At 67.4% G+C, this 25804-nt stretch carries 21 protein-coding genes and 1 tRNA gene; 6 read left to right on the plus strand and 16 right to left on the minus strand.

What is annotated here, in order from left to right; translation table 11 throughout:
* The first annotated feature begins 244 nt into the window (after positions 1-244).
* A complete protein-coding gene (locus ACODTJ_RS04760) occupies positions 245-2653 on the plus strand; it encodes a methyl-accepting chemotaxis protein (RefSeq protein ID WP_454656065.1) in 2409 nt (802 codons plus the stop codon).
* Positions 2654-2777: 124 nt separating this feature from the next.
* Positions 2778-2853: transfer RNA gene (locus ACODTJ_RS04765), tRNA-Ile, on the plus strand.
* A gap of 140 nt (positions 2854-2993) precedes the next feature.
* On the opposite strand, the gene ACODTJ_RS04770 is transcribed toward ACODTJ_RS04765, so the two are convergent.
* Entirely contained in the window at positions 2994-3617 is a 624-nt protein-coding gene (locus ACODTJ_RS04770) for an FMN-binding negative transcriptional regulator (RefSeq protein WP_454656066.1), read from the minus strand.
* 74 nt (positions 3618-3691) lie between these two features.
* Between ACODTJ_RS04770 and pdxR the strand changes: the two genes are divergently transcribed.
* Positions 3692-5119, plus strand: a complete 1428-nt coding sequence (gene pdxR, locus ACODTJ_RS04775; RefSeq protein ID WP_454656067.1) for a MocR-like pyridoxine biosynthesis transcription factor PdxR — start codon at positions 3692-3694, stop codon at positions 5117-5119.
* A gap of 3 nt (positions 5120-5122) precedes the next feature.
* Here pdxR and ACODTJ_RS04780 read toward each other — a convergent pair whose 3' ends face one another.
* Positions 5123-5749: a TetR/AcrR family transcriptional regulator gene (locus tag ACODTJ_RS04780; RefSeq protein ID WP_454656068.1), complete on the minus strand. Its 627-nt coding sequence runs from the start codon at positions 5747-5749 to the stop codon at positions 5123-5125.
* Between the two features lie 6 nt (positions 5750-5755).
* Positions 5756-6949: a CaiB/BaiF CoA transferase family protein gene (locus ACODTJ_RS04785; protein ID WP_454656069.1), complete on the minus strand. Its 1194-nt coding sequence runs from the start codon at positions 6947-6949 to the stop codon at positions 5756-5758.
* A 112-nt stretch (positions 6950-7061) separates the two neighbouring features.
* Between ACODTJ_RS04785 and ACODTJ_RS04790 the strand changes: the two genes are divergently transcribed.
* Positions 7062-8213 carry an acyl-CoA dehydrogenase family protein gene (locus tag ACODTJ_RS04790; protein ID WP_454656070.1) on the plus strand — a complete coding sequence of 384 codons (1152 nt, stop codon included), beginning with the start codon at positions 7062-7064 and terminating at the stop codon, positions 8211-8213.
* 6 nt (positions 8214-8219) lie between these two features.
* Here the strand turns inward: ACODTJ_RS04790 and ACODTJ_RS04795 are convergent, their stop codons facing one another.
* From ACODTJ_RS04795 to ACODTJ_RS04810, 4 genes are all read right to left on the minus strand, one after another.
* Positions 8220-9092, minus strand: a complete 873-nt coding sequence (locus tag ACODTJ_RS04795; RefSeq protein ID WP_454656071.1) for an ABC transporter permease — start codon at positions 9090-9092, stop codon at positions 8220-8222.
* Positions 9092-10009, minus strand: coding sequence for an ABC transporter permease (locus ACODTJ_RS04800; protein ID WP_454656072.1), 918 nt, complete (start codon positions 10007-10009; stop codon positions 9092-9094). Before ACODTJ_RS04800 ends, ACODTJ_RS04795 begins: the two co-directional genes overlap by 1 nt.
* Positions 10010-10103: 94 nt before the next feature.
* On the minus strand, positions 10104-11627 hold the full coding sequence (locus tag ACODTJ_RS04805; RefSeq protein WP_454656073.1) for an ABC transporter substrate-binding protein: 1524 nt from the start codon (positions 11625-11627) through the stop codon (positions 10104-10106).
* Between the two features lie 78 nt (positions 11628-11705).
* Positions 11706-12368, minus strand: a complete 663-nt coding sequence (locus ACODTJ_RS04810; RefSeq protein WP_488847729.1) for an RraA family protein — start codon at positions 12366-12368, stop codon at positions 11706-11708.
* A gap of 152 nt (positions 12369-12520) precedes the next feature.
* On the opposite strand from ACODTJ_RS04810, the gene ACODTJ_RS04815 reads away from it, so the two are divergent.
* Positions 12521-13501 carry a LysR family transcriptional regulator gene (locus ACODTJ_RS04815; RefSeq protein WP_454656075.1) on the plus strand — a complete coding sequence of 327 codons (981 nt, stop codon included), beginning with the start codon at positions 12521-12523 and terminating at the stop codon, positions 13499-13501.
* On the opposite strand, the gene ACODTJ_RS04820 is transcribed toward ACODTJ_RS04815, so the two are convergent.
* The 9 genes from ACODTJ_RS04820 to ACODTJ_RS04860 form a co-directional block, all read right to left on the minus strand.
* Positions 13479-14723: a Zn-dependent hydrolase gene (locus tag ACODTJ_RS04820; RefSeq protein ID WP_454656076.1), complete on the minus strand. Its 1245-nt coding sequence runs from the start codon at positions 14721-14723 to the stop codon at positions 13479-13481. The two genes, ACODTJ_RS04815 and ACODTJ_RS04820, sit on opposite strands and share 23 nt — an antisense overlap.
* 170 nt (positions 14724-14893) lie before the next feature.
* Positions 14894-15916 (minus strand): GGDEF domain-containing response regulator, encoded by a 1023-nt coding sequence (locus ACODTJ_RS04825; protein WP_454656077.1) that lies wholly within the window; start codon positions 15914-15916, stop codon positions 14894-14896.
* Positions 15917-15928: 12 nt separating this feature from the next.
* Positions 15929-16948, minus strand: coding sequence for a chemotaxis response regulator protein-glutamate methylesterase (locus ACODTJ_RS04830; protein ID WP_454656078.1), 1020 nt, complete (start codon positions 16946-16948; stop codon positions 15929-15931).
* A 28-nt stretch (positions 16949-16976) separates the two neighbouring features.
* Complete coding sequence (locus tag ACODTJ_RS04835; RefSeq protein WP_488847733.1) at positions 16977-19244, minus strand: hybrid sensor histidine kinase/response regulator; 2268 nt, start codon at positions 19242-19244, stop codon at positions 16977-16979.
* Positions 19241-19936 carry a chemotaxis protein CheW gene (locus ACODTJ_RS04840; RefSeq protein WP_454656080.1) on the minus strand — a complete coding sequence of 232 codons (696 nt, stop codon included), beginning with the start codon at positions 19934-19936 and terminating at the stop codon, positions 19241-19243. The genes ACODTJ_RS04835 and ACODTJ_RS04840 overlap by 4 nt, the downstream gene beginning before the upstream one ends.
* On the minus strand, positions 19936-21213 hold the full coding sequence (locus ACODTJ_RS04845; RefSeq protein WP_454656081.1) for a CheR family methyltransferase: 1278 nt from the start codon (positions 21211-21213) through the stop codon (positions 19936-19938). Before ACODTJ_RS04845 ends, ACODTJ_RS04840 begins: the two co-directional genes overlap by 1 nt.
* Positions 21213-21677 carry a chemotaxis protein CheW gene (locus tag ACODTJ_RS04850; protein WP_454656082.1) on the minus strand — a complete coding sequence of 155 codons (465 nt, stop codon included), beginning with the start codon at positions 21675-21677 and terminating at the stop codon, positions 21213-21215. Before ACODTJ_RS04850 ends, ACODTJ_RS04845 begins: the two co-directional genes overlap by 1 nt.
* A gap of 26 nt (positions 21678-21703) precedes the next feature.
* Positions 21704-23335, minus strand: coding sequence for a methyl-accepting chemotaxis protein (locus tag ACODTJ_RS04855; protein WP_454656083.1), 1632 nt, complete (start codon positions 23333-23335; stop codon positions 21704-21706).
* Between the two features lie 169 nt (positions 23336-23504).
* Positions 23505-24782 carry an NAD(P)/FAD-dependent oxidoreductase gene (locus ACODTJ_RS04860; RefSeq protein ID WP_454656084.1) on the minus strand — a complete coding sequence of 426 codons (1278 nt, stop codon included), beginning with the start codon at positions 24780-24782 and terminating at the stop codon, positions 23505-23507.
* A 139-nt stretch (positions 24783-24921) separates the two neighbouring features.
* Between ACODTJ_RS04860 and ACODTJ_RS04865 the strand changes: the two genes are divergently transcribed.
* On the plus strand, positions 24922-25800 hold the full coding sequence (locus ACODTJ_RS04865; RefSeq protein WP_454656085.1) for a MurR/RpiR family transcriptional regulator: 879 nt from the start codon (positions 24922-24924) through the stop codon (positions 25798-25800).
* The last annotated feature ends 4 nt before the right edge of the window (positions 25801-25804 follow it).

Here is a 25804-nt window from a genome sequence, read left to right on the forward strand (position 1 = left end):
AAGCGTTCCTTAAGCGCGCTCGGGGGATGCTGCGCTCCAGACCGGGGATACGCCCCGGCCAGGGGACTTCCATGGCCTTTCGACGCCGCATGCGGATCCAGCCGCCTGGCTTGCACGCCGGGGGAGGGAGGGGATTCCCGCGTCTGCCGGATGATCAGGGCCGGCTCAGGGTGAGCCTGAGCGGGTCGGTCTTCCTGTGTTCAGAACTCCTCTCCAGCGTTGCGTGAATCCGGAGTACGACTTCATGACGAAAGCCAAGCCCGCGCGTGAGGGCAAGCCGCTGCGGATCGGTATCGCGCCCCGCATCTATGCCGCTCTCGGCGTGATGACGGCCCTGACCATCATCTCGTCCTCGGTGGCATGGTTCTCCTATGACAGCGTCGACCAGACGGTGGACGACCTCGTCGGGCAGAAGATGCCCGTGGTCGAACTCGCGCTCGAGCTCTCGCAGGCGGCGACGCAGTCGACCGCGCTGGCGGCCCGCTTCAGCGAGGTCTCGACCCTGCAGCAGCGCGCGACCCTGACCGGCGAGCTCGATACCGTCGAGGCGCGCCAGCTCGAGCTGCTGCGGCGCATCGCCGAGCAGGGCAAGGTCGACAAGTCCAAGCCGCAATCGGCGATCGACGACCTGGCGCGCCAGATCAACGACATCAACGACCTGACGGGCGAGCGGCTGCGCAACGCCGCCGACACCACTGCGGCGCTCGCAGCCCTGTCCAAGGCCCGCGACGGCTTCAGCGCCATGGCCGATTTCGAGACGGCCGACGCCCAGTTCAACGTCAAGATGAACATCACCAGTGCCGCGCAGCTCACCGGTGCAGAGTTCGACGCCGCCCTGTCCAAGGTGCTCGACAAGGATCTCTCCTCGCTCCAGACCGCCCAGTCGCTCCAGCTCCAGATCAGCGAGACGGTCGGCCTGCTGCGCGAGATTTCCCAGGTCGACAGCACCGAGAAGCTCGAATATGCCAAATCGCGCCTCAAGGCGCAGCTCGGCCAGGTCCGCGGTCTGCTGATGGCGGCGGACATGCTCCAGGCCAATCCGGCGCGCGGCCAGGCGGTCAATGCCGTGACCGAACTCGGCGAAGGCGCGGGTGGTCTCGTCGCCATCCGCGAGCGCGATCTCGGGACGCAGGCCGCGATCGCTGCCGGCCTCAAGAATCTCGACCAGGCGGCGGATAAGGTCCGTCGCGAGGTCGGCGAGCTCGTGACCTCCGCCCGTGGCGGCGCGATCGCCGGGCGCGACTCGACCAAGGCGGTGATCAAGCGCAGCGAGCTGACGCTGGCCGCGATCGGCATCACCTCGCTGCTGATTGCACTCGCCCTGTCCTTCTTCTTCGTCCGCCCGATGATCGTTGGCCGCCTCAACCGGCTCTGGGCCGCGACCAAGGCGATCGCCGATGGCGCGCTGGAGACGGTGGTCGATACCAAGGGCAATGACGAGATCTCCGATATCTCGAAGAGCGTCCTGCTGTTCCGCGACAACGCGGTGGCGTTGCGCGCGGCCGAACTCGCCAAGGTCGAGGACGAGGCGCGGGCGCTGGAGCAGCGCCGCGAGATGATGCGCGAACTCGGCGAGGCCTTCGGCGTCGTCGTGGCCGCCGCTGCGGCTGGCGACTTCACCCAGCGCGTTGCGGCGCAGTTCGCCGATCCCGAGCTCAATGCGCTCGCCGGCTCGGTCAACACGCTGCTGGAAACCGTCCAGACCGGTCTGCTGGAGACCTGCGACGTACTGGCGGAGCTGTCCGCCGGTCATCTCTCGACCCGGGTCGAGGGGATGTATCAGGGTGCCTTCGCCGAGCTCAAGGACGGCACCAACGCGCTGGCCGACGAGTTCGAGAGCACGCTCGCCCGCCTCGCCGAGACGGTTTCCGCGGTCCGCAGCGCGACCAGCGAGATCCTCGACGGCGTCACCGACCTGGCCGAGCGCACCAGCGAGGAGAGCAACGCCGTCTCGATGGCGACCAACCAGCTCGGCGCCTTCGCCGGCACCGTGAAGAAGACCGCGAGCGAGGCCGCCCAGGCGACGGGCATGGCTCAGGGAGCGGAGGAGCGCGCGCAGCAGGGCGAGAAGGTCGTGGCCTCGGCGCTGGAAGCGATGCAGCGCATCCGCCAGTCCTCGAGCAAGATCTCCGAGGTCATCGCGATGATCGACGAGATCGCCTTCCAGACCAATCTGCTGGCGCTGAACGCCGCGGTCGAAGCGGCGCGTGCGGGCGATGCCGGCAAGGGCTTCGCGGTGGTCGCGACCGAGGTGCGCAGCCTGGCCAAGCGCTCGGCCGACGCCTCGAACGACGTCAAGAAGCTGGTCGAGGCGGCGCATGGCGACGTCAAGGTCGGCGTCGGGCTGGTCGAAGAGACCTCGTCCATGTTCGGCGCGATCGTCTCCTCGGTGAACGAGCTGACCGGGCTGATGAACGGCATCTCGCAGACCGCCCGCAGCCAGGCGAGCGACGTCTCGGCGATCAATACCGAGATCGACGGCATCGGCACAATGGCGCACCAGAACGCCGCGCTGGTCGAGGAGACCAACGCTGCGCTTGCCCTCACCGACGAGCAGACGCGGGCGCTGACCGAGCATATCGGCCGCTTCACCTTCCGGCAGGGCCATGCGGCCGAGGAGCATGGCGAGGGCCGGCACGTCGCGGCAGCCTGAGAGGGCTGCAGGGCCATCCAGCTCCCGTGAACGGAACAGGGCCTCCCGGCATTGCCGGGAGGCCCTTTCGATTCCGGCTGCATGCGCCTTGCTTGCCGGGTGGTGGCGATGCTAGGCGAGGAGCGGGCCGGTAGCTCAATGGTTAGAGCTCGCTGCTCATAACAGCGCCGGTGCCGGTTCGAGTCCGGCCCGGCCCACCATTCCGTTTCAGATCAATGCCTTAGCCAGAGGATCGTGCCGGTGGGACATTCTGGTGGGGCATTTCTGTGTTCAATCCGGCCTATTTGCAGCGTTCCAAAAGCGGCATCTTTTACCTGCGTTGACCGATTCCCTGGCGGCTTCAGACCGGAATCAACCTCGCGACATGGCGCTCCGCCGGCCGTTCGCTCTCGGCGAGGCCTGCTGCGACGCCGGCGCGGTCGGTCGGGCTGCGGTTCTGGCTGAGCTTGCGCTTGCCTTCGAGCGCCGCGATCGGCATGCGCAGGCCGACGATGCCGCGCAATTGCGCCTGGATGAACTCAGCCGGCGCATCCGAGACCGCCCAGGGCGCGGCGCGCTCGCCCTCATGCAGGTTGGTGAGGCGGGTGACGACATCCAGCAGCCGGGCGGGATCGTCGAAGAACTCGACCGGACCGGAGGCATGGACTGTCACGTAGTTCCAGGTCGGCACGACCTTGCCGGTCTCCTGCTTCAGCGCGTACCAGCTCGGCGTCACATAGGCGTCCGGGCCCGCGAAGAGGGCGAGGCCATTGCCCACGGCAGGCACGCGCCATTGCGGGTTCGCCCTGGCGAGATGGCCGTAGAGCACGCCATGCTCGCCCTCGTTCTCGTCGATAAACAGCGGCAGCGGCGTCGCCAGAGGTCCTTCCACTGTGGCGGTGACGAAGGTGGCGAGCCGCGCGGCGCGGATCGTCGCCAGCAGGCTCGTCCTGTCCTCGTCGCGAAAGGCTGGTGGCGTGTACATGGGGAACTCCTTGTGTCGCCGTCGTCATGCCTGCAATCTGGACCTTCAGGAATATCCAGTTCCAAGGGTTTTTAGTGGTCCAGTTGGAAGAGCAGGGCGTCGCCCGCCGGATCATCGCCGCGATCAAGCAGCGAATCCATGACTGGGAATACCGGCCGGGCGACCGCCTGCCGTCGAGCCGGGCGCTTGCGGCCGAATGGGGCGTGTCGCGGACGACGGTCACGGCGGCGTATGGGCAGTTGATTGCCGAAGGCTATCTGCTCAACCGCCCCGGTGCGCGTGTCGTCGTGGCGCGCGGGCTTGCGGCAGTGCCGGTGCTGAAGGTTGCTGCGCCTGCAAGTGCGCGGGCCTTGTCCGATTTTGCCGAGCGCTTGCTGTCCTTGCCCGCGCCGGCCCGGTTTTACACTTATCGCATCGCCGATCTGCGCTATGGGGACCTGAGCGGCGCGGATTTTCCGATGCTGGCCTGGCGTCGTGCGCTCAACCGGGCGAGCCTGCGCCGGGCCGAGCGGCTGCGCTACAGCGATCCGCAGGGCTCGTTGTCATTGCGGACGGCCTTGCAGAGCTATCTGTGGCGGGCCCGCGGGATCAGTTGCGCGCCGGAGCAGATCGTCGTCGTCAACGGCTCGCAGCAGGGGCTCGATCTCTGCGCCCGGCTCCTCCTCAATCCCGGTGATCGCTTCGTCATGGAAGACCCCGGCTATGTGCTGGCGCGGCATGCGTTCGCGGCCTCTGGCGGCGTGGCTGTGCCTATCGCTGTGGATCGCGAGGGCATCCGGACGGAAGGCTTGCCGGCGGCGCGGCTGGCCTATGTCACGCCATCCCATCAATATCCGCTGGGCAGCGTCCTTTCGGCGGCAAGGCGACGGGCCTTGTTGGACTGGGCGGCCGAAGCCGGAGCCATGGTCGTCGAGGACGATTATGACGGCGAGTATCGGCATGGCGTCGCGCCGATTCCGCCCTTGCAGGCTTCCGCACCCGATAGGGTCATTTATCTCGGCACCGTCTCGAAGACGCTCTCGCCGACGCTGCGGCTCGGCTATCTCGTCGTGCCGCCCGATCTCTGCCGCGCCTTCGCGGAGGCCAAGCGCTTGACCGACCGACATACGCCCTTGCTGGAGCAGGAGGCGCTGGCGGAGTTCCTCTCAAGCGGCGGCTACGAGCGTCATATCCGGAGCATCCGCCGGCGGAATGCGGAGCGCCGGACCGCGCTGTTGCAGGCTCTCGCGGACGAATGCGGCGCGCGGCTGACGGTGACCGGCGCGGATACCGGCCTGCATGTCGTGGCGTGGCTCGACGGCGTCCCGGCAGAGCGCGAGGTGGCGATCGTCGAGGCCGCGCGCGAAGCCGGGATCGGCCTTTATCCGATCGGGCCGCTCTACGCTTCCGCGGAAGAGCGCCCGGCCGAGGCCGGCTTCGTCATCGGCTATGCGGCACATGATGTGGACGTGATCCGGCGTGGCGTTGCCGGGTTGGCCAAGGTGTTTGCGGCCGCAGGCTGACGGTCAGCCGCGCAGGCCGCCGAACATCAGGTCGTAATAGTCCTGAGCGAAGGACGCGGCGCGGCGACCCTTGCCCGGCTTGAACCAGCGCACCATCCAGTTGAGCATCGAGAGGACGGCGCGGCTAGTGACATCGATATCGACCGAACGGAAGGCACCCTTGGCCATGCCGTCGGCGATGATGCGCCGCAGGGCTTGCTCATGCTCGTCGCGCAGCTTTTGCGCCTCTGCGATCATCACGACATTCTCCATCCCGCCATAGCCGACCAGCATGGTGAGGAAGCCGTCATAGTGATCCTCGAAGAAATCGGCATGGGCGGTCATGAAGCGGGCCAGCGCTTCTTCCGGCCCGGAGGCTGCACCCGTGGCCTGCGAGACGTGACGGCGCAAGCCTTCCAGCGTGCGCACGATGATCACCTCGTAGATCTCCTTCTTGTTGGGGAAGTAATGGTAGATCGCCGCCTTGGTGACGCCGACCGAGGTGGCGAGCTCGCCGAGCGATGTCCCGTCATAGCCGTCCCTAGCGAAAAGCCGGGCGGCATCGTCGAGGATGCGGTCGCGTGCGTTCTCGATGGTCGGCGGGCGACCCTGGCGCTTCGGTTTCGTTTCGGTGCTGCCGGGTGCGGCCATGGCTCGTCAGCCGATCGCGCCGGCAGCGCGCAGGCGTGCGATCTGCTCGGGGTCGAGCTGGAGATGTTCAGCCAGAACCGCATCGGTGTGCTCTCCCACCGCAGGCGGCGGCGTCGGTTCGCGCAACGGGCTCGCGGACATGCGCAGTGGGCTGCGCACCGAGCGGAAGGAGCCGATCGTCGGAGCGGGAACCGAGACGACGCTCTGGCGCAGTTCGGCGATGTCGCTGGTCAGGGCCTGCCCGACGCTGCGGACATCGCCTGCGGGCACGCCGGCTGCACGCAGATCGGCCAGCACGTCGGTGAGGTTCAGGCCCGCGAAATGCTGTTCGAGCAGGGGCAGCAAGGTTTCGCGATGCTCGGTGCGCTTGCGGTTGGTCGCGTAGCGCGGATCCTCCGAAAGATGGGGCATGCCGAGCGCCCGGCAGAAGCGGCGGAACTGCTCGTCATTGCCGACCGCAATGGCGATCCGGCCGCCGATGCAGGCGAAGATCTGGTAGGGCACGATGCTGGGATGGGCATTGCCATAGCGGCCCGGATCCTTGCCGGTGTTGAGATGGCCCGAGGCGATATTCGCCAGGAAGAACAGGGCGCTGTCGTTGAGCCCGATATCGAGCCACTGCCCCTCGCCAGTGCGCTCGCGCATGTAGAGGGCTGCAAGCACCGCCTGAACCGCGTTCATGCCGGTGACGAGGTCGATGAAGGCGACGCCCAGCCGCATCGGCTCGCCGTCGTGCTCGCCGGTGATCGCCATGAAACCGGACTCGGCCTGGATGATGAAGTCGTAGCCGGGCCGGTCTTCCTGCGCATGGCCGCGGCCGTAGCCTGAGATCGAGCAGACGATCAGGCGCGGGTTAATCGCCTTGAGGTCCTCATAGGTCAGCTTGAACTTGCGCAGCGAGGCCGGCCGGAAATTCTCGACGAGGATATCGGACTTGCGGGCGAGCTCGACGATGATCTCGCGGCCCTCGGCGGTGCCCATATCGATGGCGAGGCTCTTCTTGTTGCGGTTGGCGCCGAGATAATAGGTCGAGATGCCCTCGACCGAGGGCGGCATCCAGCCGCGCGTGTCGTCGCCGGCGCCGGGTTGCTCGATTTTCCAGACCTCGGCGCCGAGATCGCCCAGCGTCATGGTCGCCCAGGGGCCGGCGAGGACGCGGGTGAGGTCGAGGACCTTGATGCCGTCCAGTACCGCGTCCATCGCCCGCCGCCCCGCGCTCTCGATATTTACTTACCGGCCAGAAGGTATTTGACTGCCTCGCCTTGTCAAGGAAGCCCGAGGCACCGGGCGAGGGCAAGCGAGGGAGACGGCGATGGCCTTGGACAGCGAGACGATGCAGGGGTTGCTGGAGAGCGTGGAGCGCTTCGTCCGCGAACGCCTGCGGCCCCTCGAGCATCAGGTCGCGCAGGAGGATCGCATCCCCGCAGAGATACGTCAGGAAATAGCGGGAATGGGCCTGTTCGGCCTGTCGATCCCGGAGGAACATGGCGGCCTCGGCCTGACGATGGAGGAGGAGGTCCGGGTCGCCTTCGAGCTTGGCCGGACCTCGCCGGCCTTCCGCTCGCTGATCGGGACCAATAACGGCATCGGCTCGCAGGGGCTGATCATGGACGGCACGGAGGAACAGAAGCAGTGCTACCTGCCGCGACTGGCTTCCGGCGAACTGATCAGCTCGTTTGCGCTGACGGAGCCGGAGGCTGGTTCAGACGCGGCCTCATTGAAGACTTCTGCGCGAAAGGTCGAGGGCGGCTATGTCCTCAACGGCACTAAGCGCTTCATCACCAATGCTCCGCATGCCGGGCTGTTCACGGTGTTCGCGCGCACCGATCCGTCGCAGCCCGGCGCCAAGGGCGTCTCGGCCTTCCTCGTCGAGGCGGGCACGCCGGGGCTTTCGCTCGGGCCGATTGACAAGAAGATGGGCCAGAGCGGCTCACATACGTCGGACGTCATCTTCGAGGATTGCCGCGTGCCGGCCGATGCGCTGCTCGGCGGGCGCGAGGGGCAGGGTTTTCGCACGGCGATGAAGGTCCTCGACCGGGGACGTCTGCACATCTCGGCGGTCTGCGTCGCGATGGCCGAGCGCGTCATCGATGACAGCCTGCGTTATGCCGTCGAGCGCAAGCAGTTCGGCCAACCGATCGTAGAGTTCCAGCTCGTGCAGGCGATGCTCGCCGACAGCCGGACGGAAGCCTATGCGGCGCGCTGCATGGTCTTGGAGACCGCGCGCGCCAAGGATCGCGGCGAAGACGTCGCGACGGACGCCGCCTGCTGCAAGCTCTTCGCCAGCGAGATGGTCGGCCGGGTGGTCGACCGGGCCGTGCAGATCCACGGCGGGGCCGGCTACATCGCCGATCACGGCATCGAGCGCTTCTACCGGGATGCCCGCCTGTTCCGGATCTACGAGGGCACCTCGCAGATCCAGCAGATCGTCATCGCCCGCAACATGGTGAAGACGCTGAGCTGAGCCCGCTCAGCGCTTTTCGTCGAGCGCGTCGCGGACGCCGTCGCCGAGCAGGTTCACCGCCAGGATCAGCAGGCAGAGCCCGGCGCCCGGCAAGGCGATCAGCCAGGGGTCGAACAGGATGTGTTCGCGCCCCTCGGCGATCATCAGGCCCCAGGAGGGCGTCGGCGGCTGGGCGCCGAGGCCGAGGAAGGACAGCGCCGCTTCGAGCAGGATGACGTTGGCGATTTCCAGCGTCGCGACCACGATCAGCGTGTTGCGCAGGTTGGGCAGGATGCCGTGCAGCATGATGTAGAGATGCGAGGCGCCGAAGGACTGGGTCGCCTGCACGAATTCGCGACTGCGCAGGCTCTGCGCAGCGGCGCGCACGACCACCGCGAACCGGTCCCAGAGCAGGAGGCTGAGAACGATCGCGAGCGTCTTCAGCGAGGCGCCGCCGAGCGCCACCGCCGCGAGCGCGACCAGCACGATCGGGAGCGAGAGCCGCGTCGTCACGATGAAGCTGATCGCCATGTCGACACGGCCGCCGAAATAGCCGGCGGCGAGGCCGAGCATCGTGCCGATGAACCCGGCGCAGAGCGTGACGCCGAGGCCGATCAGGATCGAGACGCGGGCGCCATAAAGCAGGCGGGCGAGATAGTCGCGGCCGAGATGGTCGGTGCCGAGCCAGTGGGCCGGGTCCGAGCCCGGATACCAGAAGGGCGGGATCATGCGCTTGCCGAGATCCTGCGCGATCGGATCGTGGCTCGAGAGCCAGGGCGCGAAGATCGCGACGAAGACAATGACGGCGAGCAGACCACCGCCGATGCGGATGGCGCTGCTGGCGCTCAGGCCCTTGAAGAGCTTGCGCCGGCGAATGGCGGGGCTGTCGGCGATCGACATCAGGCGCTCCTCAGGCGGGGATCGAGCCAGGCATTGATCAGGTCGGCCGCGGTGGTCAGCGTCACGTAGATCAGCGAGAGGATCAGGATGATCGCCTGCACGACGGGGAGGTCGCTGCGCAGCAGCGATTCCCAGGCGAGGCGGCCGAGCCCGTTGATGGCGAAGACGCTCTCGATGACGATCGAGCCGGAGAGCATCAGGCCGAACTGGACGGCGGCGAGCGAGACCAGAGGCAGGACCGCGTTGCGCAGAGCGTGGACCAAGAGCACACGCGGCTGCGAGGCGCCCTTGGCGCGGGCGGTGCGGATGTAATCGGCGGTCAGCACGTCGATCATGCCGGCGCGGGTCAGGCGCATCAGGGCTGGCATGGCGTAGTAGCTGAGCACCACAACGGGCAGGATATAGCCCTGCCAGCTTTCCGTGCCGGAGATCGGCACGAGCCCGTACCAGACGCCGAAGACGACGATCAGGATCAGGCCGAGCCAGAAGCTCGGGATCGCCTGGCCGAGCACGGCGAGCATCAGGGCGATGCGGTCGATCGTGCCGCCGGGCTTGAGCGAGGCGAGGATGCCGAGCGGGACGGCGACCACGAGTGCGAGCAGGAAGGCGGCCGAGCCCAGCACGAGCGTGACCGAAAGCCGCTCGGCGATGATCGGCGCCACCGGCAGGTTGAAATAGAGGCTCGTGCCGAAATTGCCCGCGAAGGCGTTGCCGATCCAGCTCAGGAACTGGAGCGGAATCGGCCGGTCGAGGCCATAGGCCTGCCGGATCAGTTCGACATCCTGCGCCCGGCCGGCCTGGCCAGCGAGGACGACGGCGGGGTCGCCGGAGACGAACATCAGTCCGAAAGCAACGGCCGAGACGGCGAGCGCCACGAGGGCGGCGACGATCAGGCGGCGCGCGAGAAAGGGCAGCATGACGGCTCCGGGAATAGCGGGTCGGCCTGCCTGGCAGGGATGGCGCCGCTACCAGCCATGGACTGGAAGCGGCGCGGCGACAGGTGAGGAGCTGTTACTTCCAGCTCGACAGCCACCAGCGGGCGAACTCGTCCGGATGGGGCTTGAAGGTGAGCTGCTGCGACAGGCCGTAATTGATGTTGAAGTCGTACATCGGCAGCCAGTAGGCCTGATCGGCGATCTTCTTCAGCGCCTTGGCGTAGTTCGCCTCGCGCAGCGCCCGGTCCTGCGAGGTGTCGGCCGCGTTGACCAGCTCCATGACTTCCTTGTCCTGGACGAGGTCGTCGGCGCCGCCGCCGAAGAAGTTGGAGATGATGAAGGCGACGTCGCCGGTGCCGTAGCTGCCCCAGTTGGTGAAGAAGGCCGGCAGTTCGCCCGCGCGCCACTTCTGCACGCCGGCCGCGTATTGCTGCTCATTCAGCGTGGTGCGGATGCCGACCTTGGCGAGATCGCTGGCGATCGCCTCGGCGACAGGGCGCGGCATGGCGGCGAAGACCATCTCGATGTCGACCCCGTTGGCGAAGCCGGCTTCCGCCAGCAGCGCCTTCGCCTTGGCCGGGTCATAGGCGTATTTCGTCACGTCCTGCGCGCAGCCGAACTGCTTGGGGTTGCAGGCGGCGTTGAGGACCTGCGAGGCGCCGCCGGCGAAGGCCTTGACGATGGCCTCGCGGTTGACGGCGTGGTTGATCGCCTGCCGGACCTTCAGGTTCTTGGTCGGGTAGTCCTTGCCCTTACCGGTCACGGTCATGCCGACATAGGAGATGCGCATGATCGGGCCGTTGACGATCTGCACGCGGCTGGCGAGGCGCGCGGCCTGGTCAGGCGGGATGCGCCAGGTCCAGTCGAGCTTGCCGGCCATCAGTTCGGCGAACTGGGTGTTGAGCTCGGGAATGGTGCGCACCACGATCTTGCCGATGGCGGGCTTGCCCTTCGGGCTGCCGGCATAGTGGCCGTCGAAGCGCTCGAAGGCGTAGCGGATGCCGGGCGTCATCTCGACGAGCTTGTAGGGGCCGGTGCCGACGGGCTTGGCGGCCATGCCGGCGGAGCCGACTTCCTTGAAATAGGCAGCCGGATAGATCGGCAGCGCATCGGCCAGCATTTCGACCGCGCCGGCGAAAGGCTTGGCCATCTTGATGCGGACCTGGAAATCCGAGACCTTCTCGACCTTGTCGATCCAGTCGACGGCGATGCGGAAGCGCGTGCCATAGGCGGGGTCGAGCACGGTCGTCAGGGTGTAGACCACGTCGTCGGCGGTGAACTTGGCGCCGTTATGGAAGGTCACGCCCTCGCGCAGGTCGAATTCCATCGTGGTGGGATCGACGAAGCGCCAGGCCTTGGCGAGCGCCGGCTTGATCTCGCCGGTGTCGAGGTCCTTGTAGAGCAGGCCGTCATAGATGTGCCGGGCGAGGATCAGGCCCTCGCGGCCGGCGATCTTGTAGGTGTCGAGCGCTTCCGGCTCGAGCGCAAAGGCGGCGTTCAGCGTATCGTCGGCCTTGCCGGCCATGGCCGGAGCCGGCGCGAAGGCGAAGGAGGCGGCCAGCAGCGCGCCGGCCAGCGCGGTCGTTCCCAAGATCTTCATCGGTGTGTTCCCCTGTGCTTCTGGATGTTCCGTCCGGCCGGAGCGCGCCTCTATGGGCGATTCTGCGGCCGGGGCCTATCAGGCTTGCGATGTTTCGAAGAGCTTCCGCGTGCCGTTGATCTCGTCGATGCGCTCGCCCTTGCGGACCCGTTCGATAACGCTGGGCTCGGCGGCCTGCATGGCGGCGCAGGTCCTGGCGAGGGCGTCGGCCTCGGCGGGATCGATGACGCAGACGCCGTTCTCGTCGGCTAGGACCAAGTCGCCGGGGCGTATCGTAACACTGCCGCACTGGACGGTCTCGCCGATCGAGCCGCCCTTGCCGAGCAGCTTGGTCGTCAGGGGCGAGCGGCCACGGCACCAGACCGGCAGGCCCGAGGCCCGGATCGCCGCGACATCGGTGACGAAGCCGTCGATGACGACGCCGACAATGCCGGCCGCCTGTGCGGCGGCGGTCATTACCGCGCCCCAGCAGGCATGGCGATCGTCGCCTTGGCGATCGATGACGAGGATGTCGCCGCGCTTCGCCTGCGTCAGGGCGCAGGAGAGAACCGCGCCATCGTCGGGCGGGACGCTCACGGTGAAGGCCGGCCCGCAGACCCGCGGGCCTTCTATGACGCACTGGATCGCCGGGACCATGAAACCCTCGGTCAGGATATGGCCGAGCGTCGCGGTCTCGATCTCGCGGAAGAGCGCGGCGCGCTGCGCGATCGTTGCTTCCGCCGATGATCCGGTCGCGGTCATGGTCGCCCTTGTGCTGGAGAATGTCCGTTCTGCCGAACCTACGGAAGCACCGAAACCGGGTCCAATAGACAGTTCCTATGCTAAGCATAGGCTTGCCACGGCAGCGGGTTTGCATAAGGGGCATGGACCACCAAGGGAAGAGAGATACACGCTTGAGCGGAACGAAGCCGAAGCTGCACCATCTCAACTGGAACCTGCTGCATACCTTCCTCGTCATCGTCGAGGAGCGCAGCATCACGCGGGCGGCCGACCGTCTGCTCGTGCGCCAGCCGACGGTGAGCGCGGCCCTGCAGCGGCTGGAGGAGACGCTGGGCGGCCAGCTCATCCAGCGCGACAGCCGCCGCTTCGTCCTGACCAAGCGCGGCGAATTGCTCTACAAGGAATGCGTCGACATCTACCGCAGTGTGGCGCGCATCGGCGACCGGCTGTCGGAAGATCACGACGACCTGACCGGGCTGGTGCGCCTGCTCGTCGTGACCCATGTCGTGCTGCCGCCGCTCGACCGGACGCTGACGCTGCTCAACCGCAAGCATCCCGGCGTCAGCGTACGGATCGACGTCGCCAACAGCCAGGACATCGTCCGCGCGGTCTCGCAGAAGCTCAGTCCCTTCGGCTTCTGCCTGCTCGCCAAGCCACTCGCCGGGCTCGACTGCCGGCCGCTGCTGCGCGAGGAATTCGGCATCCTGTGCGGGCGCGGCCACCCGCTCTTCGGGCTCTCGGATGTGCCATTGGCAGAACTGCGCGACGAGCCCTTCGTCGCGCTCGCCTGCGGGCAGGACGGGGCGCTGGAGCCGATGGTCTCGGTCAGGGAAGGGGCGGGGCTCGGCAGCCGGGTCGTCGGCTCCAGCCCCAATCTCGAGGAGGTTACCCGGATGATCGCCGCAGGCCTCGGCATCGGCATTCTGCCGCTCGCCTCGGTGGCCGAGGCGCTGGAGAGCCGCTCGCTGTGGAACCTCGCTCGGCCCGAGGACCTGCTCGGCGCCGACCTCTATTTCATCTCCAACCCGGCGATGCAGCTCAGCGCCGCGGAAGAGGCCTTCCTGCGGCTGTTCGAGCAGCGGCTCAGCACGGCGGAGGAGGAGCCGGCGGCCGAGGCCGCCGCGGTCCTTCTCAGCGATCCGCCCGTGCCATGACCGTGTGAAGCAGCACGTTGAGACCGGGTTCGAGGTCCTCCTTCGTGCAGAGTTCGGCATTGTTATGGGTGATGCCGCCCTTGCAGGGCGCGAAGATCATCGTCGTCGGGGCATGGCGCGCGACGAAATAGGCGTCGTGCCCGGCCTGGCTGAGGATGTCCTGCGTGCGATAGCCCAATGCCAGCGAGGTCTGGCGGACGCTGTCGATCAGATCCTGCGCGAAGATCTTGCCGCCCCATTTCCAGATATCGAGGATCTCGGCGGTGCAGCCGGCGCGGGCGGCGGATTCGCCGACGGCGCGGCGCACGCGCTCGGCCATGACCTCGGAGGTTTCCGGATCGGGATGGCGGACATCGCAGACGGCTTGTGCCCAGTCTGACAGGATGCCCGGCTTGTTCGGCCAGGCGGCGAGGCGCGCAGCCGTCGCCTTGCCGCCGCCAGCGGCATAGGTCCAGCCGATCTCGTCGGTCTCTACCAGCAGGCGGGCGCCGGCCAGCAGGGCGTTGCGGCGACGCTCCATCGGCCAGGGGCCGGTATGGGCGGTCTCGCCCTTGAACTCGACGAGCATGCCGGTGCTCGGGAAGCCGCCTGTGACGACGCCGACCTGCATGCCGTCGCGGTCGAGGTAGTAGCCCTGCTCGATATGGAACTCGAAGTATGCGTCGAAGGCGTGCGGTGCCGCTTCCATCTCGCCGCGATAGCCGATCCGCTCCAGCTCCTGGCCGATCGTGCGGCCGTCCTCGTCGGTGCGCCCTTGCGCGAAGTCGAGCGTATAGGCGCCGACGAAGCAGCCGGAGCCGACCATCGGCGGCGAGAAGCGCGCGCCTTCCTCGTTGGTCCAGTTGACGATCTCGATCGGCCGGCGCGTGCGGTGGCCTAGCGCGTCGAGCGTGCGGCAGACTTCGAGCCCGCCGAGCACGCCGGCGATGCCGTCGAAGCGGCCGCCATTGATCTGCGTATCGAGATGGCTGCCCATCACCACCGGCGGCAGGCTGTCATCGGTGCCGGCGCGGCGGGCGAAGATGTTGCCGATGCCGTCGACACGCACATCGAGCCCGGCCTCGCGGCACCAGCCGACGAAGACGTCACGAACCTGCTTGTCGGCATCGGACAAGGCGAGGCGCGAGAGGCCGCCCGGCCGGCCGGGACCGATCTCGGCCGAGCGCTCGATCGTGGTCCAGAAGCGCTCGATGTCGATACGGGCCGTGTCGAGGCTGGGCATGACGGGTCTCCTCTCCGCCGGGCGGGGCGGGAGCTGCTGCGGGGCGATGCGTTCGCTCAGCCATGGCGAGCGAACCAACCAGCTCAGGATTTCAGGCCGGGGGCGGCGCAGGCAAATAGATATTGCCTATGCTTGCCATCGGTGCGGCCTCCGCGCCGTCCCGGCGCCGCTCACCGATCGGGAGGCAGCTCCGCATAGACCAGTCGGTTGCGGCCTTCGTTCTTGGCGCGGAACAGGGCGAGGTCGGCGGCATTGACCAGCCTCGCGGGATCGCCGTCGGCATCCGGCCAGGCGGTCGCCACGCCAGCGCTGATCGTCACCCGGTCGTTTCCATGCGCGATGTTCAGATCGCGCACGCCCTGCACCAGCCGCTCGGCGACATGGACCGCCCCTTCCTGTGGCACGCCGGTCAGGATGACCACGAACTCTTCGCCACCGAAGCGTGCGGCAAGGTCGGTCGAGCGGGTGGAGCCTTCCTGGATCACGCGTGCGACCTGTTTCAGCACGTCGTCGCCGGCGAGATGGCCATAGGCGTCGTTGTAGCGCTTGAAATGGTCGACATCGATCATCAGCACGGAGAGCGGGCTCTGGGTACGCTGGCAGCGCTTCCACTCGGCGGTGAGGTACTCGTCGAAATAGCGCCGGTTGCCGAGACCGGTCAGGCCGTCGATCCGGGTCAGGCGCTCGAGCTCGAGATTGGCCCGCATCAATTCGCGCTGGCTCTCGCGCAGCGCACGGTAGGCCTCGTCGCGCTGGAGGTGATCGAGATAGGCGCGGGTGTGGTAGCGCACGCGAGCGATCAATTCGATCTTGTCGGGCAGCTTGACGAGATAGTCGTTGGCGCCGGCCTGGAACGCCTCGCTCTTCGTCGCCGGGTCTTCCTTGGTGGAGAGCACGATGACCGGCACGGCATGCAGGGCCGGATGCTTGCGGTACTGCCGGACAAGATCCAGCCCGTCGACGCCGGGCATGACGAGATCCTGGAGGATGACTGTCGGCTTGACGCGCTGGGCGATCGCGATCGCCTCCAGCGGGTCGGTGCAGTAGTGGAAATCGAGATCGCCATGATGGGCGAGCGCGCGGCGTACGGCTTCGCAGACCATGACCTGGTCATCGACCAGCAGCACCATGGACAGGTAGCTGTCGGCGGGGGGCGGGACGTCAGGCGAGGGAGGTCTCGTTTCGGCTGTCATGGGCAACCTTCATCAGGACGACGGAGCGCACGCCTCGGCCAGGCGAGGGGCGATAGCGGCCAGCGGCAGAATCTCCGCAGCCGCGCCGATCGCGGCGGCAGCCTTGGGCATCCCGTAAACCGCGCTTGTGGCCTTGTCCTGCGCAATCGTCAAACACTGCCTGTCGCGCAGGAGCTTCAGTCCATGGGCGCCATCGCGGCCCATGCCCGTCAGCAGGACGCCGACAGTGTCGCCCTGCCAGCGTTCCGCGACGCTTTCGAAGAACACGTCCACCGACGGACGGTAGGGATAGTCGCGCGGTTCGGCCCGGTAGCCGAGTTCTCCGCCGGCCTTGAAAACCAGGTGATCGGCGCTCGCCGCGATCAGCACCGCGCCGCGCTTCGGTCTGTCGCCTTCGCGGGCCGGCCGGACGGGCAGGCGGCAATGCTGGCAGAGCCAGCTCGCGAAGCCGGGCACGAACTGCTCGTCGAGATGCTGGACCAGGATGATCGCCGCCGGGAAATCGGGGGCCAGCCCGCCGAGCAGGGTCGCCACGGCGGCCGGGCCGCCGGCCGAGGCGCCGATGGCAACGAGCCGCTGAGAGGAGGAGACCGGCGCTGGCGGCCGGCGCGAGCCTGGATCGACCGTCGGCAGGCTGCGCGATAGTCGGCCGATCGTCGCGATGCGTGCGAGCAGGGCGGCCGTCTGCGCCGAGGTGTGGCCGTTGGCGCCGACGCTGGGAATGTCCACCGCATCGAGCGCGCCATGGCCCATCGCCTCGTAGACGCCGGAGACATTGGCGTCGACACTGGCAGTGACCAGCAGGATCGGACAGGGCGTCTCAGCCATGATCCGGCGCGTGGCCTCGACGCCGTCCATCTCCGGCATGGTGAGGTCCATCAGGATCAGGTCCGGCCGGTCGTGCCGGCAGGCCTCGACCGCCTCTCGGCCGTTCATGGCGATCCAGGCGATTTGATGCTCCGCCGTTGAAGCGATGACGCGTCGCAATAACTCGACCGCCATCGGCAGGTCGTTGACCAGACCGATTCTCATGAAACGCCCCCACAGCGTATACTTGTGCTCATGGCTCGCCGATCAGGTCGACGACCGCATGGATCAAAGTTTCGTCGTGGAAGCTCCCTTTGGTCAAATAGTAATCGGCGCCGGCATCGAGACCTCGGCGGCGATCCTCCTCGCGGTCCTTGTACGAGACGATCATCACCGGCAGGTTGCGCAGGTTGGGATCGCGCTTGATCAGGGTGACGAGCTCGATGCCGTCCATGCGGGGCATGTCGACATCGGTGACGACGAGGTCGAAGGAGTCGGAGCGCACCGCGTTCCAGCCGTCCATGCCGTCGACGGCGACCTCGACCTCGAAGCCGTGATGGTCAAGCAGCTTGCGCTCCAGCTCGCGCACCGTCAGCGAATCGTCGACGACGAGGACGCGCTTGCGCCGCTTCTGTCCCGTACGAACCACGCTGCGCTCGAGCGTCCTGAGGCGCCCGCCCGAGACCAGTTTCTCCATCGAGCGGATCAGGTCCTCGACATCGAGGATCAGCACCGGCGAGCCGTCGTCCATCAGGGCGGCGGCGCTGACATCCTTGACCTTGGCCAGCCTCGGGTCGAGCGGCCGGACCACGAGTTCGCGCTCGCCGAGGAAACGGTCGACCACGAGCGCGTAGAGATTGTCACCCTCGCCGACGACGACCGTCGCCAATTCGGCCTCGCCGGCTATCGCTTCGCCCCGGCCCAGGATTTCGTGGGCGGTGACAAGGCCGACCTGCTGCTCGCCATGACGGAAGTGCGGGCGACCTTCGAGCAGCTCGATCTTGTCACGCGGCAGCCGCAAGGCGCGGCCGATCGCCGTCAGCGGCAGGGCATAGGGCTCGCCGTCGATCTCGACCAGCAGCGCGCGGATCACGGACAGCGTCAGCGGCAGCTGCAACTGGAAGCGCGTGCCGATGCCGGGCTCGGAGACGACGGTGACCTGGCCGCGCACCTGCCGGACCATGGCCTGCACGGCATCGAGGCCGACGCCGCGGCCCGAGATGTCGCTGACGGTCGCCTTCATCGAGAAGCCGGGCAGGAACAGGAACTCGAGCAATTCCTCCTGGCTGAGGTCCCAGACCGTCTCTGCCGTGGTGAGGCCGCGCGCGAGTGTCGCCTGCCGCAGCGCCTCGATATCGATGCCGGCGCCGTCATCCGAGATGATGATCTGGAGCAGGCCCGCATTGTGCCGCGCCTCCAGCCGGATCAGGCCCTCGGCCGGCTTGCCGGCGGCACGGCGCTGTTCGGGCGTCTCGATGCCGTGATCGGCGGCGTTGCGCAGGAGATGGCCGAGGGGCGCGTCAAGCTGGTCGAGGATGTCGCGGTCGATGCTGGTGGCGCCGCCGACGATGTCGAGGCGCACCGTCTTGCCGAGCGTCCGGCCGATATCGCGCACATTGCGCTGGAAATGCCGGACGCCGTCCTCGAAGGGCCGCATCCGGCTCGCCAGCGTCTCGTCGTAGAGACGGTTGGCGAGATCGGTCGCGCGCCGGTCGACCGTGTCCATTTCGTCGAGGCGCTGGGCGAGGAGCGCCTGGCCTTCGGCCAGCTTGAGCTGCGCGGTCACCAGTGCCTGCGCGGCGCGGCTGTCGATATCGACGGGCATCGCGGCGCGCAGGTCCTCGAAGCTCTTGGCGAGCTCGGCCTGGACACGCCGCAACCGCAGCAATCCGTCATTGAACGGTCGAAGCCGGCGCGCCGACATCAGCGACTCGCCGGCGAGGCCGAGCAGGCGGTTCAGGCTGTCGGCGGTGACCCTGACCATGCGCTCGCCAGCGGCGCCATCTCCAGTCGGGGCGGGTGTGTCCGCAAGGACAGGCGGCGCGGGAGTTGTCGCTTCGGTGGCGGGGGCTTCGTCTGCAGGCACCGAAGCGCCGCGAGAGGCGCTCGGTGAGGGCGCCGTCGCTTCGTCGGAGGCGCGGCGCAGGACCTGCGCGAAGGCTTCGATCCTGCTCCTTGTCTGCGCTTCCGGCTCGTCCGTTCCGGCCGCGATCGCAGCAAGGAGGTCCAACCCCGCGAGCAGCGCGTCGATATGCCGTTGGTTCAGCCGGATCTTGCCGTGTTGGGCGGCGACCAAGCATTCCTCCAACTCGTGCGCGACCTGCACGGCCGGCGAGAGATCGATGATGCGGGCGGCGCCTTTCAGGGAATGGGCGGCGCGCATGCAGGCTTCGAGATGGACGGCAGCGGTCAGGTCGCGCTCGAGGGCGAGCAGGCCGGCCGTGAAGGCCTGCGACTGCGCCGCCAGCTCGGCCCGGAACAGCTCGAGCATCGAGAGGTCGCTGAGGTCCTCGCCGCTCATGCGATGCTCCGGTCGATCAGGGAGAGCAAACGCACCGCATCGAGGCAGCCGACCGCGCGGCCGTTCCAGGGGATCATCGCTTCCACGACACTCGCCGCCGAGCGACCGACCGTTGCCGGAACGGCACCGCGTTCATCGGTACGGTAGCTGTGCAGGCCGTGGACCTCGTCGACCTCGAAGGCGACGTGTCGGGTCTCCTCGCCGGTAACGACGAGGCGAGGGAACACGGCGATCCGCTCTGTGCCGCGAGAGGCGGCGGCCGAGCCAAGGCCGAGCAGGGCGGATAGCGACATGCAGATCAGCAGCTCGCCACGGACATTGACGATGCCGCGGACGGCCTCGCTGCGGCGATGGGGCAGGGAATGGACCGGGCGTGGCTCGGCGATCTCGCGGCAGATCCCGGCCGGCAGGCCGAGCCATTCCTCACCGATGCGGAAGATCAGGACGCTGTCGATCTCCTCGCCTTCGGGTGCCTTCTCGTCGCGTTTCGCAAAATGCTGCGTCCATGCGTCGCGATAGCCCGGTGGCAAGGGCCGGTCGAGCAATTTGCGGGCGATCTGCGCATGGGTCGGGCAGTTGCGGCAGTGGAGATGCTCCACCAGCTCGGGACAGGTGCGGTCGCCGCTGACGCCGATCTCCCGCCAGCATTCGTCGATGCCGTCGGTGGCCATCGGATGGGTTTCGGCGGACATCAGGTGCCGCTCCGTTTCGTCAGCCGGTCGAGCCTATCAGCCAGGGCCTTGGCGGCGCCATGGTCGCCCTGGCGCTGCTGGAGCAGCCGGAGCTGGGCCAGCGCCCGCTGGTGGTCAGGCGCGAGGTAGAGCGCCTTGCGATAGTTCCGCATCGCGTCCTCCACCGCGTCGGCCGCGTCATGGGCGAGCCCCAGCCAGTAGAACGCATCGGGCGAGGGGCCGAACTCGGCGATATGGCGTTCTGCGGCCGCGCTTACCTCGGCCAGGTGCCCGGCATCGGCGGCGCGCTCGATCTCGGCGAGGCTGGCAGCCACCCGGTCCGGCGATGGTGCGGATGGCTGGGCGGAGGCGGTCTTCTGCGCGAAGGGGCGCGGCGCAGAACTTGCCTTGGCTGTCTGCGCCCGCGGCAAGGGAGCAGCCTTCGCCGGTGCCGGTCTCGGCCTTCGTGCGGCGGGCGGCTCTGGAGGTTTTATCGGTGCAGCTTCTGCCTTGATGAAGGCGAAGGCCCGGGGAACGCGCGTGGAGTTGAAGCCGTGCAGAGGCGGCAGGCCGGACTCGGCCGGGCCGACCAGCAGGAGGCCATCATCGGCCAGCATCTGCCTGAGCTGGTTCAGCGCCGCGCCTTGCGTCTCGCGGTCGAAATAGATCAGCAGGTTGCGGCAGAAGGCGACAGCGTAAGCCTCGTTGCCGGTCTGGGCCGCGGCGGAAAGCACATTGCCGATGCGGAAGCGGACGTGCCGGCGAACGATGTCATGCGGCCTGAAACCGCCGTTGCAGGCCTCGAAATAGCGGTCGCGAAAGGCAATGTCGGCGCCGCGGAAGGAGTTCTTGCCGTAGATCGCGCGCTCGGCATGGACGAGGTTGCGGCTGCTGACATCGATCGCGTCGATCTGGAAGCTGCCATCCGGAAAGCCCGCATCGAGCAGCGCCATCGCGATGGAATAGGGCTCCTCGCCGGTCGAGCAGGGCAGGCTGAGCAGCTTGAGCGGGCGGCAGCTGGCCCGGTTTTCGCGGAGGTGGCGCACCATCGCGCCGAAGGCCTCGCGATCGCGGAAGAACCAGGTTTCGGGGACGATGACGGCATCGACCAGCTCCTGCCGCTCGGCCGGGTTCCCTGTCACGAAGGCCCAGTAGGCGTGAAGATCGGACAGGGCGCAGGCCGTCATCCGCCGCTTCAGGGCATGGCGGATGACGGAGGCGCCGACCGTCTCCATGCTCAGGCCGATCGTCTCCCTGAGCAGCTTCTCGAAATCCCGGATCGGAGCGGTCTCGTCCATCACAGCTCCGCCATTGGCTGACGGAACAGGATGTCGCGGATTTCGGGCGTGAGCAGGGCTTCGCCCCGGACCCATTGGATCAGTCCACGCTCGTCGCTCGCGACCGGGCCGAGATAAGGCGGCATGCCGGCCTCGACGCCGGACGTGGTGAAGTCGGTGGGGTCGCGCTCGATGGTCTCGACGGCCTGCTCGACCAGCAGGCCGAGGAGATCGTCACTGCCTGGGCCGGACGGATAGCGCAGCAGGATGATGCGGGTGCTCAGGCGCGGCTCGGCCGGGCGCCCGAGCGCCAGCAGCGCGAGATCGACCACGGGCACGGCCCGGCCGCGATAATTGATCGCGCCGGTGATCCCCTTGGGTGCGCCGGGCAAGTGCTTGGTCGCGAGCAACGGCAGCACGGCCTCGACCTGCCCGGTCTCGAGCACGTAGCGGTCCTGCCCCAGCTGGAACATCAGAAACAGCATCGCGCGGTTCCGTTCCGCCTTTCTCGTCAGGCGCGCAGCTTGAAGCGCGAGATGCTGTTGCGCAGCCCGCTCGACACCTGGTTGAGCTCGTCGATGGCGAGCGTCGACTGCTGCAGGGATTCGACCGTCTGCTGCGCGGCCTCGCTGAGCTGGGAGAGCGCCTCGCTGATCTGGCCCGCGCCGGTCGCCTGTGCCTGCATGCCTTCGTTGGCGCCCTCGAAGCGCGGCACCAGCCCCTGGACCTGCTCGATGATCTCCGAGAGCTGGCCGCCGACCTGCTGCACCTCCTGCATGCCGCGCCGGACCTCCTCGGAGAACTTGTCCATCCCCATCACGCCGGCCGCGACGGCCGACTGGATGTCCTTGACCATCTGCTCGATATCGTAGGTCGAGACGGCGGTCTGGTCGGCGAGGCGGCGGATCTCGGTCGCGACCACGGCGAAGCCGCGGCCATATTGCCCGGCCTTCTCCGCTTCAATCGCGGCGTTGAGCGAGAGCAGGTTGGTCTGGTCGGCGACCTTGGTGATGGTGGTGACGACCTGGTTGATGTTGCCCGCCTTCTCACTGAGGATCGCGAGCTTGGCGTTGATGGCGCCGGCGGCCTCCATCACCTGCCGCATCGTGCTTTCCATGCGCGCGAGCCCGGCCTGCCCGCCATTGGCGAGCGTCGCGGTCTGCTCGGCCACGGCCGAGACCTCGTCCATCGTATGGGCGAGCTCGTTGGAGGTGGCGGAGATCTCCTTCGCGGTCGCCCCGATCTCGGTCGTGGTGGCAGCGATCTCGTTGGCCGTCGCCTGCTGTTCCTTCGAGGTCGCGGCGACTTCGGTGATCGAGGTGTTGACCTGGATGCTCGACTTCTGGACCTGGCCGATCAGCCCGGCGAGATCGTCGGCCATGGCGTTGACGCCGTCGGCGAGCGTGCTGAATTCGTCGCGCCGTTCCAGTGTCAGGCGCTCGCTGAAATCGCCGCGCCGCATGTGATCGACGATGCCGAGCAGCTTGCCGAGCGGTAGGGTCACCGCCCGGAACAACAGGACGCCGCAGAGGATCGCGAGGATGAGTGCGATTACGAAGCAGATGATCAGGCCTAGTTCCGCAGAGCGAACGATGCTGACGATCTGGCGGGTCGAATCGTCGGCCTCGGCCTTGTTGAACTCGACCATCTCGTTCAACACGTTGCGCATGTTGGCGGAAATTGGGTCCAGATCGGTTCTGACGGTCCTGGATTGATCGGGAAGCTGGGTGGTCGCGTCCTTGCCGATGGCGAGAACCACATCTTCCGCCTGAACGTATTGGTTGAGAAGTTGCGCCGCCAGAGCATGGTTGCGTCGGTCTGTCTCCGTCGTGATCACGCTCTCATAGGATTTGATCAGCTCACGCAGCCGCCCTCGATTGGCCAGAATCGCGTCTGTGGCCTGTTTCTTTGCGGCAGGATTTTCTGCCCGCGCATGCTCGCGTGCAAGGCCGGTCGTATTCGCCCATAAAGCCATCAACTGTGCGCTGTAATACAGGCTTGGGACGGTCTTGGTCTCGACTTGCGTTACTTCGCGCTCGGTCTGGAGGAACCAGAAGTAGCTCGCGCCCGCCATGGCGGACATCACCGCGAGGATGGCGACGAAGCTGATCAGGATGCGGCGGCGTATCGTCAGGCTCTTCATCGCTCAATCCATCGTCGCGGCGTGCACCGGGCGGTAGCCGGGCCGGCTGTCGCCTTAATCATGGTCGAAGCGTGCGCAGATCATCGTTAGCGAGGAGTTATTGCGTCTCCGTTGCGGAAACGCGTTGCAATGAAGGCTGTGGAAGCGTGGCGCGGCACGGCCGGCCGGATCAGCCAGTACGCGCCGAGGGCAGGAAACGTTCGGCCGCGAAGGGCGCGGGGTCGCACAGGGGCGGCGCGCCAGTCATCATTTCCGCGAGCAAGCGGCCGGTCGCGGGGCCGAGCGTGAAGCCGTGATGGGCATGTCCAAAGGCAAACCACAGGCCGCGATGGCGTGGCGCCGCGCCGATGATCGGCAGCATGTCGGGCAGGCAGGGGCGGGCGCCGCGCCAGGGTTCGGCATCGAGGCGTCGGCCCAGCGGTACGATCTGTCGCGCGATGCGCTCGGCCCGGTCGAGCTGCCAGGAATCGGAGGGCTCGTCGCGGCCGGCGAGTTCGATCCCCGTCGTCAGGCGGACGCCGCGCTGCATGGAGGTCAGCACGAAGCCGGCCTGAGCATCGCAAAGCGGATGCTGCGGTGCCGTTTCGGCGGCGCTCTCGTAATGCATGTGGTAGCCGCGCTTGAAGCCGATCGGGAAGCGATATCCGAAGCGCTCGCACAGGTCGTTCGACCACGGGCCGAGCGCGACGACGGTCTCAGGCGCCTGCCAGTTATGGCCATCGGCGGATAGCCGCCAAGCCCCGTTGTCTTGCTGCAAGCTGGCCGCATCAGCCGGCTTCAACTGGCCGCCTCGGGCGACGAACAGCGCGGCATAGGCGCGCGTCACTGCGCCGGGATCGCTGACGGTGACCGGGTCGCGCCAATGCACCGCGCCGGAAACGCTGCCGGAGATCAGGCCGGGCTCAAGGCGGCGCAGGGCGGCGTCATCGAGCAGGTCATAGCTGAGGCCATAGGCGGCGAGTTCGACCGCTCCGCGGATCGCCGCGTCGAGTCCTTGCCGGCTGCGGTAAAGCTCGATCCAGCCTTCGCCGCGCATCAGGGCCTCGGTGCCGGCGGCTTTCGTCCAGCGCCGGTGTTCCTCGATGCAGCGCTCGATCAGCGGGAGGATGGCGCGGCCCAGTTTATCCAGCCGGTTCGGGGCCGAGTTCCACCAGTAGCGTGCCAGCCAGGGCGCCATGCGCAGCAGTGCGGCCGGCCGATAGCGCACAGCGATCGAGCGGTTCGAGGCGAGGCTGGCCAACGTCGCGAGATCGCGCGGGAAGGCATAGGGCACGACGGAGGAGCGCTCGATCAGCCCGGCATTGCCATGGCTGGTCTCGGCGCCCGGCTCGCCGCGATCGACGAGCAGGACGGTCTTGCCGCGCTCCTGCAGGTGCAGCGCCACGCTGACGCCGACGATGCCAGCGCCGAGCACGATCACATCGGCCTGTCCTGTCGCGGTCGCCATCGTCGCTGGAATCCTCCCCATCTCTCTGGAATAGGCGCAGCGGAACCGAGCCTCAAGCGAAGCATTTTTGCAAGAAAATAAAAACTGTTTGACAGTTTGAAAGAAAAATTTCTTGATCTCTAGACGCGCAGGAGTGCCGATGTCGCAGACGCTTCGCCAGAGATTGCAGGCTTGCCTCGCCAACGGCTCCAGGGCCGACAAGGCGCTGGCGAGCTATATGCTGGCGCAGATGCCGAGCCTGCCCTTCGAGACGGCGGCGAGCCTGGCCGAGAAGGTTTCGCTCAGCGAGCCGACGGTCGGGCGCTTCTGCCGGACGCTCGGCTACAAGAGCCTGAAGGACCTCAAGGCCAATCTCGCCGAGGAGATCGGCGACAGGCCCTGGCTGATCAGCGACCGTCTGCGCGATTTCCAGCAGCGCAGCTTGGCCGGCGACGATCAGCTCGCGCGCAGCCTCCAGTTGGAGATCGCCGGGCTCGTGCGCATCTACGAGCTGGCCCAGAGCGAGGAGTGGAAGCGCGTCGCCCGCCGGCTGGCGACGGCGTCTTCCGTCTGCGTCACCGGTTTCCAGACCGAGCGCGGGCTCGCGCAGTACCTCGCCAACCAGCTGCAGTATCTGCGCGACGGCGTGCATCTCGCGGATCTCGCCGCCGGCAATTTCTCGGACCTGCTGTTGTCGGGCGAGACCGAGCGCTGCCTCGTGATCTTCGAGGCGCGGCGCTATTCGCGCATGGCCAAGGTGCTGGCCGAGCAGGCGAAGGCGGCGGGCATCAAGACCACGCTCATCACCGATTCCTTCTGCGACTGGGGGCAGGGACTCGTCGACGAGATGCTGGTCGTCTCGACCGAGTTCAACCTGTTCTGGGACTCGACCGCCCAGATGGCGAGCCTGAGTAACCTGCTGATCAACGCGGTCTTCGTCGAGCTCGGACCGCAGGTCGAGGCGCGGCTGAACCGGATGGCCGAGCTCTACGGCCGCTTCACCGGCCATGTCGGGGACAGTTCCGGCCCGCTCGGCTGACGGC

The organism is Allobosea sp. FG18 (assembly GCF_057809495.1).